The sequence below is a fragment of the Parapedobacter luteus genome, assembly GCF_900168055.1.
GTDB lineage: Bacteria > Bacteroidota > Bacteroidia > Sphingobacteriales > Sphingobacteriaceae > Parapedobacter > Parapedobacter luteus.
Genome location: NZ_FUYS01000001.1, coordinates 746984 through 760678 on the forward strand (window position 1 = coordinate 746984; position 13695 = coordinate 760678).

9 protein-coding genes are annotated in these 13695 nt (G+C 50.9%); 2 read left to right on the top strand and 7 right to left on the bottom strand.

All coding sequences use genetic code 11. The features are described from left to right. Window positions 1-34: 34 nt before the first annotated feature. The 7 genes from B5X72_RS03005 to B5X72_RS03035 all read right to left on the bottom strand — a co-directional run bounded on the left by B5X72_RS03005 (window position 35) and on the right by B5X72_RS03035 (window position 12026). Complete coding sequence (locus B5X72_RS03005) at window positions 35-643, bottom strand: RNA polymerase sigma factor (RefSeq protein WP_079715328.1); 609 nt, start codon at window positions 641-643, stop codon at window positions 35-37. Window positions 644-800: 157 nt separating this feature from the next. Continuing rightward, entirely contained in the window at window positions 801-2963 is a 2163-nt protein-coding gene (locus tag B5X72_RS03010) for an alpha-amylase family protein (RefSeq protein ID WP_079715329.1), read from the bottom strand. Next, on the bottom strand, window positions 2956-5154 hold the full coding sequence (locus B5X72_RS03015) for a hypothetical protein (protein ID WP_139378497.1): 2199 nt from the start codon (window positions 5152-5154) through the stop codon (window positions 2956-2958). Before B5X72_RS03015 ends, B5X72_RS03010 begins: the two co-directional genes overlap by 8 nt. A gap of 9 nt (window positions 5155-5163) precedes the next feature. Then, the gene (locus B5X72_RS03020) at window positions 5164-6639 is read right to left on the bottom strand and encodes a RagB/SusD family nutrient uptake outer membrane protein (RefSeq protein WP_079715331.1); all 1476 of its coding nucleotides are present in this window, start codon (window positions 6637-6639) and stop codon (window positions 5164-5166) included. A 19-nt stretch (window positions 6640-6658) separates the two neighbouring features. After that, window positions 6659-9991 (bottom strand): TonB-dependent receptor, encoded by a 3333-nt coding sequence (locus B5X72_RS03025; RefSeq protein ID WP_200120832.1) that lies wholly within the window; start codon window positions 9989-9991, stop codon window positions 6659-6661. Between the two features lie 206 nt (window positions 9992-10197). Continuing rightward, the gene (locus B5X72_RS03030) at window positions 10198-11361 is read right to left on the bottom strand and encodes a FecR family protein (protein ID WP_079715333.1); all 1164 of its coding nucleotides are present in this window, start codon (window positions 11359-11361) and stop codon (window positions 10198-10200) included. Between the two features lie 92 nt (window positions 11362-11453). Then, window positions 11454-12026: an RNA polymerase sigma-70 factor gene (locus B5X72_RS03035; protein ID WP_217698081.1), complete on the bottom strand. Its 573-nt coding sequence runs from the start codon at window positions 12024-12026 to the stop codon at window positions 11454-11456. A gap of 100 nt (window positions 12027-12126) precedes the next feature. On the opposite strand from B5X72_RS03035, the gene B5X72_RS03040 reads away from it, so the two are divergent. Next, window positions 12127-12318, top strand: coding sequence for a hypothetical protein (locus B5X72_RS03040; RefSeq protein WP_079715335.1), 192 nt, complete (start codon window positions 12127-12129; stop codon window positions 12316-12318). A 264-nt stretch (window positions 12319-12582) separates the two neighbouring features. Next, entirely contained in the window at window positions 12583-13455 is an 873-nt protein-coding gene (locus B5X72_RS03045; protein ID WP_079715336.1) for a class I SAM-dependent methyltransferase, read from the top strand. Window positions 13456-13695: the final 240 nt, after the last annotated feature.

A 13695-nucleotide genomic window follows, 5' to 3' on the forward strand; every position in this document is an offset into this window, starting at 1 on the left:
CCAAACGCATGTGTATAGACAAAAAAAGATTTTTTTATTTGCTTGGACCGGTGAGTAGCCATAGAATAGAAGAAATCGATTCTTTCGTGACCTCCAGCTTCTCCCGCAACTGCTTAACCGTCCGGTAAATAAGCGTACGGCATGAAGCGACGGAAATATCCAGCACCATTGCGGCCTCTTGATAGCTGAGGCCTGCACGAAACCGCAGATAGAGGGCTTCCCGTTGATGAGCCGACAAGTTGGCGAGTTCCTTCCGGAGCTTGGCGTATAGCACGTGTTCCTCCTCGCGCTGGATAAAATTCGTTTCCGGGTCCCACTCAAAATCAAACATGTGTACAGCTGACTGCTCGCGCAACTGGGTATTACCCAAGTCACGCTTTATCGCGAGCGCCAGTTTGCGGCGCAGTGAGCTAAACAGATAGGCCTGTACATGCACTTCTGGATTCAGGTTAGCCCGATATCGCGTGAGGTCAAGAAAAAGGTCCTGTATGGCATCCTTAACCAATTCTTCGTCCGTGCATAAGTGAAGACCGAACGTGTACAACTCTTCTACCAGTGCATCAAACATGACACGCAGCGCCCGATCATCGCCTTTAATAAATAATTTCCAATTGGTTAAGTACAGTACGTTTTGTTCGGACATCTCCCAATCAAGCGCTTTTAATGGGGAACTAATGTCGGCAACATAATCGGTTTTAGCAAGTACGCATGTACGATTGACCGTTAGAAAAAAAAGCCCGTTATCTTACCTGATAACGGGTCCATGCCCAATCGCGGTGAGCATTATCGATTGCTGGTTTTCATTGGCCAACTTCCGGGACTACAACGACCGCTTCATAATCTTCCAGTCGAGGCAACGAAAAGGTCAACCGGTGGTTTTTCCATGAGAAGGGTAGTTCGGTATTGCCCTTTAACGTGTATACCTTGGCCGGTTTTTGTTCGAGCAGCACATCAAGCTCCGTGTTATGGATTGGATACGGGGCAAAATACGTGTTGCCATTATAACCACTCAGGTTGATCACATGCAAGATATGTCCGTCGGGCTGGCGCTGTTCGTTTACGGCTTCGTCGTTCCAATGGAAAGCCTTCCATATCAGTTCGACTTTGGCAGGGGCATTGGTTTTGATGACTTCTCCAGCTTGTGGATAGGCCTTTTCCAGCAAAGCCAGCCACAGCAGCTTATACTGCTCGTAGCCTGTTTGGAAATAGAGTTTTCCAATATGACCGGGCAGCAAGACATGTGTACTTTTTCCGGTAGCCTTCATTGCTGCCGCTGCATAGCCTGTATCTTCATGCCCACCTACGTTTTCGGGAGGGCCTGGGCGCCCTTTCGACAAAATGGGGAATAATGTTTTTGCCGTGGGAAATTTATAGCGCCCCAGGTTGTACTGCCAGGAAAGCATGGTTTGCTTGGGCAGTCCGGCAAAACCGTCCTGTGTATCCACCCATAAGTAATTGCCGGTGCCATCGTATTCGCCCTCAACTGGTACGGCCCCAAAAAATTGCTCGAGAAAGTCGGGGTGATTGATAAACGCCCTATTCGTGGCTATCAGGCTGGTGCCGCTGCGCGCCGCTGAAGCCAAGACGGCCAGATCTGCAGGGTTGAACCCGGCAATGCTGGGTACCACAATCGCTTTGTACTGCTTCAGCCGATCGGGCTGGCGATGCAACGTGTAATGGCCGATAATGTCGAAAGGAATGTGAGCTTCTTTAAGCATCAACTGCAGCCCCCGGTATTCCTCGGCCATATCGCCATGCACCCAAAGGCTGGGCGATAACACCGCGACTTTCGCCTCGGAGGTATAGCGCCCATAATACCGTTCGTGGTCCCGATGAAATCGGTAGACCTCCCGCATCACATCAAAATTACGAGCATCGGCGTTCCCGGCAATTTGGCCCATCATGCTTACGTCCAATCCCGAACCGTTGGCAATATTTTCGTAGAGCCGGATGCGCACCTCTTCAGGCTCTACGGCATTAAAGCGTGAGCGGAATGAGATTTGTTGGATCGACGCATTGCTGACAATGTGGCCGGGATAAGTTCCCAGCGTATTGGCCACATTATCCGAGGCGGTGTACGGCCAATAGGGGATAGAAGCATTGCGCTGTGATTCATGGCGGATGATATCAACAAATTTGTCTGTATAAGTACAGATGGCTATCTGGGGGTTTTTGCCTTTCACCACTTGATGGAGCCGCTCCGCCCACCGGTCGAGTACCGCTTGTTTATATTCCAAGTAGCGCAGGAATACCGGATCCTGCCGGTCTTCTTTTTTCGGCAGGTCCAAGCCGCCGCTGAACTGAGCAAATCGCTCCCGTTCAAAGGGATTGTGGTCAATCCCGAAGTACTCACCCGTGTAGGCGTTTGACGTCTGGTACCCTGGCATGTTTAGAAAAATACCATCGATAGGGTACATGTCCATAATTTCCTCGATGATTTCAAAAGCCTTTTCTTGGACATACGGCGCATTGATGGATACCACATAAATATCGTCGTTTACCATACGCTCGCCATCGGCTGAGCGGTAACACCAATCGGGATGCTTGTCAAACACCTGCTTATGCAGGCGGCTGAAATCCACGCGTACGATGACTTTGATAGCCCGTTCATGGCATTTCTTAACGATGTCGCCAATGAGGTTATCGGCTGCATGGCGATTGCGGTAATGGTACTCCAGTTTGGTGGGGTAAAACGCCATGATTCCGCCGACATTGATGATCAGCGTATTTGCCGCCATGTCTTGAAGGTCGGCCACGAAGTCGTCAGGATCTATCTCTGCGGCTATAAAGTCGGGCAGATTGGTCTGTACCACCCGCAGGTTATTCCGTCTCCACCAGCCCGGTGTCTCCGCCAATGTGCAGAAAGGCAGGCATAATGCCAACCATAAAACAGCCTTTGCCAGCCACCCCGCCGCGGCGGGACGAGCCGGGAGGCCGTGTGATCTTTTCGTTGTATCAGTCATTGTTTTGCTTAAAATTGGTTGCTATCTGTATATCGCGTATCACCTGTGGTCGCAGTTGCTCCCAAGAAAATGTCTTGAATTCGTCGCCGTAATATTCGGTGGCTACATGCGGCACAGGAAGGTATCGGCCTTTGGTATGGAAGATTACCCCATCCCAATGTTCGACGCAGCGTTGCAGTAATTGTATTGCTTCCGTACGCTTGGCTTCCTCACCGGTCTGTTGTAGAAATTCGAGTGCTACGCCAGCGCGGATTTTATCTGCAAAATACAGACCCAGGTAGGCCCAAGTGGCCATGTCATCCAACTCGGAAACCAACGCGCCGCGATGATGCGGTATACGCTGCCGGATGCCGGCGATGAGTGCCAACGCCGCGCGGCTATCCGTTTCTGATTGTCTGGCCAGCTCGGTGGGAGTAGTCTTTGCCGTATCCAGCCCTCCCTGTAGGGTCTTTGTCACGTACATCTTGATGGCCATCAAATTGGAGTCCAGCACATCGTGAGATAGCAGCTCGGCAATGGAAATAAACGGTGAACTCCGGTCGAACGGCGCTTTGGGGTTAGCAGGTTCGGCGGCGATAAAACCTTCGCTATACAACGTATAATCCCAGGTAGACCGGTAGAAGCTGGCCAACCGCAGGGGCAGTTGGCTGGCCAATTGATAAAGGCTGAACAGTTCTGCTGCCAGGGGTCTTCCATAGCGAACGGCCAGCTGGTCCTCGAATACAGTATCCGGCGTATGCGGGTCATACAGCAATCGTCCCCATAGTGTATAGAACAGCCATTGTTTTTCGAAAGCGTAGTGCCAGGTGCGATCTGGCCCAGGCAGGGATGCATAGTCCAGCGCCGGGATGTATCCTTCGGAGCCGATGAAATAGCCGTTTACGACATCCAGCTTGTTTTGTAGGATATGCGTTCGTATAAAATCGGCCTGGCCCCAGCGGAGAATAAAAAAGTCCTCATTGCGCACCATCCATTGAATGCGATAACTTTCCGGCTCCGGCTCCCAGAAGCGGCTGTCCAATTCTCCCGAGTGAAAGTCGTGCGTAATGGCGAGCTGTGGTGTGGAGTGGCCGTGTGACCAGTTGAATTTGATTTCTACCAATGCGGGTTCTTCCAGCCCGGCATTGTCCAGCAGATTGCGCATGGCCATTGGGTCGCCGGCGAGGACCGAACGGTGGAGGAACTTGACCGGCCGGGACGCTTCTTTCATGCCTTGTACGAACGTGCTCGCTATCCAATCCTCGCGCTCCTGGGGAGACATCGCATCGGGGAAGTTGCCCATCCAGTCGGCCAGCGTTACACCGATACCCGTCAGATCGGGATATTCATCAATAAGCTGACGCACGCTCTCGCGGGTATAAGCCGCCACCATAGGCGATCGATCATTGTATTCGGAAGCGCCATACGCCTCGGCAAATTCCGGAGACACCACGATATTCCAATTGACAACAAACGTCTGTATACCGCGGTCTTTTGCCATCCGGAATAAGGCAGTCCAAAACTGTTTCCAATCCGCCAGCTCGTCATCGCTGAATGGCGTCGCTTTGGGAAAAGACGCCGATCGTACCATGAATGGGAACGGATGGTTATTCCATAGCGACAGCACATTGAAGCGGTTGTCTACCATCATATCCAGGAAACGTTCCCAAAACGCGAGGTCGCGGCACACGCCAAGGTGCACATCTGTTGCTTCATTTTTCCGATAAGGCGACCAGGGGAGGTTGAACTTCAGGATCCGGTATTCGAGAAGCGGGTTAGCTGTTTTCTCCTTCATTGACCGTATCGTACCATGCGCCAGCCAATGGTCCAGCACCTCACGTAGACCATATTGAGCACCGATGGAGTCGGCGCCAATAACATACAAGCGCTCCGATGGCTTATGCCATTTCAGGGCATATCCTTCCGGCTCCAGGGTATCCCTGTTTACTTTCTGCAGCCTACGCGATAAACCGCTTTGCGGCTTATCCTGTTGTAGCACCACGATTCCGCCTGTCGGCGGAAGCCCGTCAAGGCTTCCGACAGAAACTACTGCACCTCGCTGAGCAGCATGGTTTTTTACCCGGTTTGTCAACAATGTCAGCGGTTTGCTGCCATTATCGAAGTATACTGCCACACTATCCTTGGCGTAGGCACTTGGGATAGCCGCCAAGCACCAAACCGCTATACACGTCCATTTTCGTATCAGGAACATAAGCTTTTATTAATTATATCCTGGGTTTTGCGGGAATATAGCGGGATTATTGATAATCTGTACTTGGCTCAGGGGCACGGGAAACAGCGTCATGAAGCTTTGCATGCCCAAAGGTTGCAAGGTCTCGAAAGCCCTACCGGTGCGCACGAGGTCAAACCATCGATGGCCTTCGAAAGACAGCTCTAATCGCCGCTCGCGGTAAATCAGTTCGCGGGCCTCATCCCGATTGTCGGTAGCGACCGGCTGTACGCCCGCACGATGGCGTACCAAGTTGAGCTGTTCAATCGCTTCCGGTGTTTTTCCGTTCTCGTTTAACGCCTCGGCATACATCAGCAAGACATCCGCGTAACGGATTACTTTCCAGTTTGCCCGGCTGTCGCCCACCAAATTCACCGAGGTCACATACTTCAAGGTGTAATTTTGGGAGGTGGCAGCAGGCAGGCGTACAAAGTCGCCTTGGCTATTGGTAAATCCGCCGGTGGTGCCCACTGTGACGTTTCGGCGCTTGTCTTCCGGCTCAAAGAGCGCCCGTAGTGCCGGGGTAGGGGAGAACGTCTCGGCCAGCTCACCGCCTCTTATGCCATAATGGTCGGCCATTGCGGACGAGTTGGGCATGAACCGGTGGGTGAATACGCTGCCCTGATTGCCCATGCCCTCTTCATATTCGATATCAAAGATATATTCGCTGTGGTGTTCGTCTTTTGTATAATCAAACAGATCATCATAATTTGGGAGAAGTGCGTAGCCTAAGGTGGTCACCTCCCCGAGTATTTGTTCTGCCTTCGCAAAGTCGTGGATGGTCAGGTACACACGGCCCAGCAGCGCTTTGGCTGCCCCACTTGTAGCGCGCCCGACGTCGGCACCGCCGTAAGCAGTCGGCAGCCGTTCAGCGGCATCCAATAAATCGGGGATAATAACATCGCGGTATACGTTTTCGGCAGCTTCCCGGGGTAGGTTGTAGGCTTCCTCCGTGGTCAGCGGTGTCGTAACCTTGGGTACCGCCCCGAAAATGCGCACCAGATCGAAATAGGCCAGTGCCCTCAAGAACCGCGACTCCCCGATGTGGCGGTCTCGCTGCGGCAGGGATTGTGCATCTATATTTTGGATATGGTGAAGTACCAGATTGGCCCGCGTAATGGCCACATAATAATTGCTCCATGTGGTGGCCAGCACGGGCGTGTTGTCTTGCATGGCAAATACATCCGCAAAGTACCAGGGATCATTCTTGACCACCTCCTGGGTGACGTCCTCGCCCGGTACATCGGCAAATATCCAAAAGTCGTCGTATTGTGTTTGCAGCGCCGTATATACGGCCGTGATGGCATCGCGGAAATCACCGTCTGTCTGGTAAAGCAGATCGGTTGTGGTGCTTGATTCGGGCCGGATATCGATAAAATCGTTTGAACAGGCCGAGGCGCCGATTAACGCCACCGCACAAGTCAATCTGCACACCAGTCTGCTGATATTTTTTATGTTGATAGTCATATTCTTTCGATTTTGGGTCTTAAAAACGAGCATTCAATCCAAGGATGAAACTTTTGGGCAGCGGATAATTGTTGTAATCGATACCCGGCGTCAATGCATCGGCTCCCGTACTCACGTCGGGGTTGAACGATGTGTTTTTTGTGAAGATGAAAGGATTGTTTGCGCTGAAGTAAATGCGCAGCGATCCCATGCGCCATTTTTCAACAACGGCGGCGGGCAGTTGGTAGCCCAGCGTAATGTTATTGATCCGCAGGTAGCTACCCGAATCGAGGTACCGTGTGCTGACGGTACGTACACCGCCGGTCGGCGCATCATTGGGGCGCGGGGTTTGTCCGTCGCCGGGGTTTTGTTCGGATTTCCAGTAGTCGAGCTGTGTGTCCAAGGTTTTGCTGCGTGAACGGGTGGTGAGCCGGATATCATTTGCTGTGCTGGTTATCTGATTGCCGTATACCCCCTGCAGATTGACACTCAAGGAAAAATCCTTGTAGCCAAAGTTATTGGTCATGCCATAAAAAAAGTCTGGATAGGGCGAGCCAATGATCGTATAATCATAGCTGTTTATCACGCCATCGGGCACACCGTTGGGGCCGCTGACGTCTACAAAACGCTGGTCGCCCACACGCGAACGATCCGGTGCCCCTGGATTATAAATCGGGCCAGCGTCAAGCTCCGCTTGGTTGCGGAATACGCCATCGGTAAGCAATCCGTAGAACATGCCTATTGGCTGCCCCACCTGCGTGATGTGGCGTGCCGAAATGATGGGGTCTCCTGTGGGACCAAGCCGCAGTACCTCATTGCGGTAGGTCGAGAAGTTGACATTGGTAGACCACGTGAATGCTTGTTCAATATTCCGTGTGCTGACCACCACTTCCACCCCGGAGTTTTTTACTTCTCCGATATTCATTAAGGATGTGTTGAAACCAGTGATCGCCGGTACATTTACATTGAGCAGCAAATCCGTATTCCGCGAATTGAAGTAGTCCGCGGTGATGCTGATGCGGCTGTTGAACAAGGAGGCATCCATGCCTACATTTATGGACCGTTGTTTTTCCCAGGTCAGGTTTGGGTTTGCCAATCTTGCGGGTGCGTAGCCACCCACAGCTGCGCCGCCAAAATTATAGCGATGATACAGCACGTTGGCGTAGTGCTCGTAGTTGCCGATGTTATTATTGCCAGTTTGGCCAAAGCTAACACGCAGTTTCCAGTCGTTGATGGCATTCACATCTTGAAGAAATCCTTCCTCAGATATCCGCCAGGCCACGGCTGCCGATGGGAAAACGCCATACTTGCTGTTGGCACCAAAGCGCGAGGATCCATCCGTACGCACGGAGGCTGTGAGCAGGTACTTGCCGAGGTAGTTGTAGTTTACCCGGGCGAGGTAGGACACCAATGACCAATCGTTGATGCCTGCACCGCCATCTGTCAGGATGCCGCTCACTGCGCTCAAATAGGGGACGAGGTTATTCGGAAAATTATTGCTTTCCAGAAAGTTGTCCTGTATCCGCTCTTTCTGGCTGGAAAATCCGACGAGGCCCGTCAGTTGGTGGTCGCCGAAGGTTCGGTTGTAATTGACGGTAGTCTCAGTGATCCAATTGAGCGACTGCGCGGTATTATCCTGGCCGTTCGGCGGGCTGTTGAGGAATACCGGCAGTTGGGGGACAAACGTGGTGTTTTTTAGGTTGCTGTATGTCGCTCCGGCCATCACCTTGATATTCAGGTGGTCGGTGAAGGAGTACGTCGCGTTTACATTGCCAAGGAATCTCCCCATTTGCGCTTTGTTCATCAACTCATTGGCCAGTGCCAGGGGGTTAAACAAGTTGGTGGAGGCGTCCAAATCGCGGTAGATAAAATAGGAACCGTCTTCATTCAATACCGGGTAATAGTATTGAGCAGAGGTCGCCTGCGCAATGATGCTTTGATTGGCACCACCTCCCCATCCGCTTTCTGTCACCCGGTTTTCGTCGGTAAAAGCACCGTTCAGGTTGAGCTGCACTTGAAGGCGTTCGTTGAGCTTGGCATCCAGGTTACTGCGGAATGAGTAACGCTTAAAGTCGCTATTGATGACGATCCCTTCCTGATCGAGATATTCGCCGCTAATGGCATAACGCATCTGGTTATTCCCGCCGTTTGCTGAAAGCTGGAATTGGCGTTGAGGTGCCGTGCGGAGGATGTAATCCATAGCGTCCACATCTGTCGTGTTGGTACCGTTGAGCACGTCCAACACTGTTTGAGGTACCGGAAAATTCCATGTGCCGGGATCGCCGGATACGTCGGCATTATTGTCCAGATTGCGATTTCTTACGCCGTCAAAATAATATTGAGCTTGCTGTTGCACATTCATAAACTGGGGCAGTTTCGACACCTGCTGTATACCATATAGTGCGTCGAAGCCGATTACCGAACGGCCTTCCTTGCCCCGCTTGGTATTTACGATGATTACGCCGTTGGCGCCACGGGATCCATAGATTGCTGTTGCGGAGGCGTCCTTCAGAATATCCATACTTTCGATGTCATTCGGGTTGAGTGTTTGGATATTGTCCGTAGGAAATCCGTCAACGACGTAGAGCGGCTGCGATCCTGCGGAGATGCTCCCTATCCCCCGTACGCGGATTTGTGGCGGCGCACCCGGCGCACCAGATACTGGCATGACCTGCACGCCCGGTACTTTGCCGAGCAACGCTTGGTCGAGACGCGAGACACCCAAATCCTGGATTTCTGCGGAACCCACGGAAGCGACCGATCCGGTAAGGTCTTTCCGCGATACGGTGCCGTAACCCACGACGACTACTTCATCCAACTCCGAGGCGTCTTCTTCCAAAACGATGGTCAGCGTTGTTTGGTTCGCTACGGGCTGCTCCTTCGAAAGAAACCCCACGTAGGTGATCACCAATATGGCCCCCTCGGGAACCGTCAGCGCAAAGTTGCCATCATTGTCGGTGGCGGTGCTCACATTTGGTGATCCCTTTAAGGTTACGGAAGCCCCTGAAAGCGGTATCCCTGTGTTGTCTGTGACTTTTCCCTTGATGGAAAGCTGTCGTGCCTGAATCCGTTCGTGCTGTTTTTTCTTTTGAATAATCACCATGGATTTATCCACACGGAACGTGACGTCCTGTCCCTCAAAGCAGGTCGCCAGGATGTCCATGACCGAGGTATTGGTTTGCCGTATCGTTACCTTTCGCTGGTCATTCAGTTCGTCGGCCAGGTATACGAAATCCAGCTTGGTCTGTTTGTTCAGTTCAAAAAGCACTTGCTTGATTGTTGCATTTTCCATGTTAATGGAAGCCTTTTGTGCCAGCACGTTAGCTTGCACGTGGCAGAGGGATAGCAACACGAAAAGCGTTGACAGCTTCATGATTATAATCGGTTTTAATCTGTAAAGTAAGGGTACACCGCTCGATGGAGCAGCATAATTTTTATATATTTGCATATAGGTCTTTTAAATGATCCAACATTCATTTTCATGGGCCTGCTCAATCCAGTAATTACTGGCGGCCAGGAGTGCGGGAACACTTCTGGCCTCTTTAAACAGGGTCATCATACATAGGTTAATAATCAGTGTTATTTCATGACCGATATCCTCCTTCCTTTTGTCTCGAACCGCACTTCGCCCAGCGCTTCCAACGAAGCCAGGACGTCCTGCAGCGGGCGCGAACGCGCGATACGACCGCTGTATTTGCGTGCGGACAATCCGTGCTGGAAATCGACATCGCAGTTATACCAGCGGGCGATGTGGTTCATGATGGCTGTTATATCTTGGTTTTCGAACGAAAAATAGCCGTTTTTCCATGCCAATGCATCTTCCAGATCTACCTTGCGTTTTTGTATCGCAGCTGTCGTGGCGTCGGCATATGCCTGTTCTCCCGGCTCCAGGGTCAGTGCTTGATTTCCGTGGGAGACGGCCACACGGCCGGTTTCCAGCGTTATGGCCATTCCCGGCTCATCGCGATATGCCATGATGTTGAATGTCGTGCCAAGTACCTGTACATCAAAAGCACCTGAAACCACGTGGAATGGCCGCTTGGCATCATGCGCAACGTCGAAGTAAGCCTCGCCGAGGAGCGTTACCCGGCGTTCAGCACTGCCGAACCACAGCGGATAAGAAAGCGATGAGCCCGCATTCATCCATACGGATGTCCCATCGGGCAAGGTCAGGCGAAAATTCCCGCCCTTCGGCGTGTGGAGCGTATTCATTTCCTTGCTTGCTTTTTGCTGCGAGCCCGTTCTTTCGCCTGCGTCATAGGCTACAGTACCATCCTGGAGGTATTTGATTTTTACATTACCATCGGCAAGCAGCGCATCGCCCTGCAGTTCGTCCAGCCGTACCGTACGACCGTCGGCCAGTACCAATATCGCGGCGTCGGTCCCGGCAGGTACGGCGACATCAGCAAGTTCCTCGTTGATACGAAGGGTATCATCCGTGTTGGACGACAGGTACAAGGCCAACGCAATACCTAATGCACAAAGTACGGATGCCGCAGCCAACGCAATCCGCCATCGGTGTCGCAAGGGCAGGAGAGGGTGCGCACGGTCTACGCGTGCAGCCCATCGTTGATACAGATACTTTTGCATCTTATCCCGGTGCTGCGCATTTTGCCATGTCCAACTTCCCCGTTGGCTTTCCGCTTCAAACCACGCACTAAGAAACTCATCCTCCTCAGGGGATGTTGCTCCGTTTGCAAAACGGTGAAGCAGTTCTTCAATTTCCTTTTTCCGCTTGTCCACAGGACCGATTTATTAACTGGTATATAACTAAGATTAAGCAAAGGGCATTTGGTAGTATAAAAAAAATAAAAAAAAGAAAGAGACTATTCAAGTCACGTGAGAAACCGCATTGCGATGAGCGGCAAAACCTTGATAGTCAATCGGATCAATTTAAGGGCGTAATTAATCTGTTTTTTTACAGTATTTTCCGAAATATTCAATTGTGCGGCTATTTCGCGGTTGGTGAGGTTTTCCGTCCGGCTTAGCAGGAATACTTCCCGCATGCGCGGGGGCATTCGCGCAATTTGTTTGTCAATGGATAACTGAAGTTCGGCGAGGGCGAGCGAATCTTCTGCAGAGCCGCACTGTCCATCTTGCAGGAATTCGCCTAAGCTATCAATAAATCGCTGTCGGTTTTGCTGTAAGGCGATAAATCTAAGGGCGCCGTGCCGTGCCATGGTAAACAGGTAAGCCTTGACGGATTCGACATGCCGCAGCCGTTCACGTTGTTCCCATACTTTGAAAAATGTGTCCTGAAGTACATCGGCCGTGTCATCTTCGTCTTTCAGCACATTGGCGACGTAGCGAAAAAGGGCTTCCCAATGGCGATGATACAATTGATCAAACGCCCCTCTTTCGCCATTGGCCAAATCGCTGGCTAGCCTCTTATCATCTGCTCCATCCATCAGTGTGAAAACTCTTTCCGGCTGTTTATTATTGGTGCCATCTCCCAAATCGGGGCCGTAAAAATAAAGAAAGCTTTAGCTACTACCAAATCGGGCAAACATGTCATGTTGCCAACCTCCCATTAAATGGGAGCAGATAATCGCTGTGGCCTACATGGAGGTGCCCGGTGATTTCATGGGGGCCCGTCTGGAAAGCCGTAAAGAATGTCCGGAAAAACGTAGCATCTCGACTTTCTTAAAAAAAGAAACCCGTTACCTTGCAGATAACGGGAATCCGCCCCAATGGGGTTAGGGGCTATCAACCTAAACCTAATGCAAAGGTAAATAAAATAACGATAAGCGCAAGCAGGGGATAGATCCGGGGGTGGAATATTAAGGCGATTTACGGTTATCAACGTGATAATAATCACCGTTCTATACCGTATTTCCGTGTAAAAGTGTGTAACAAATCGCCAGGGTTGCATAGAATGGGAACAGTTTGACAATCCCGTCTTAAAATCAATTTTTAACCGGTAATATTGTTTGTATTTAGGTCATAAATTAAAATCTAAGTTGTATGAGATCGGACATTACCCCTTATTTAAAAGCCCAGGCAACGTTTAAAGATGACGGGAAACATTATGTCTTTCCCATCTCGAGGATGTCATACTCGTTAAAAGCCAATGAATATTACTTCAACCATCCAGAGTGGGCAGAAGAATATTTAACCTACTGTCACCGAAGTGATGCCTTTAAAAGCAGATGGCGGGAAGCCACTGGAAGTTGGACAAATAAAGTGGTCATTGATGTTGGTTGTGGCCCGGGAAACATCAATGCAACGTTGCAAGAGAAACCCAAAATATTGATAGGCGTGGATGTAGCTTCGGGGTCACTTGACTTGGCGCGAAACCTGGGCTATACAACGGTGCTGGCCGATGCAAACAACCTTCCATTTAAATCAGCTGTCGCGGATATCGTGGTATTAAATGCTACCTTGCACCATTGCGAAAACATGGATGCTGTGCTGAAAGAGGCAGCAAGGCTGGTAAAACCGGGCGGGTTGCTGGTGACGGACCACGATCCGCAACGCTCGGCGTGGAATTACAAAGGTGCAGCGAAAGTATTGTGGCTGACCAGGCTGGTATATTACCGGCTCATCGGACACAGCTTCCATAAATCTTCCGAGCAGCAGAAATGGGCGCTTGCTTGCGAGACTCACCACAAACCCGGCCATGGTGTGACGCCTTACCTGTTTGAAAGTGTACTGGAACCCCTTGATTTCAATGTAAATATCTACCCGCATAACCACCATTTGGGTAAAGAAGTATTTGAGGGTAAGACGGGGCCTGTTGAACTCAAATACAAATTGGGTAATCTCCTATCCGGCAGAAACCCATCTTCCCCGGCCAGCGCACTCACGTTGATGTGCGTTGCCAGGAAAAATGGTTAAGTGAGGCCCGTCCGCTAGTGCTTGGTCAGCCGTATTGTTCGAAATCCGTATCGGGGGATCGAAAGTGCAATGGTTTTAATAAGTTAGCTAAAACGATTCAATATTACGGTATTTTTTACAATATTTGAAAAATGTACCGCTATTTTTGAAAAATACGCGTGTTTGCTCGCTGAGTGATGTGATCTCCATTGATCAAACACGATGGACAAGCCACGGCCGCCAAATAAAGGCCAGCTTTGG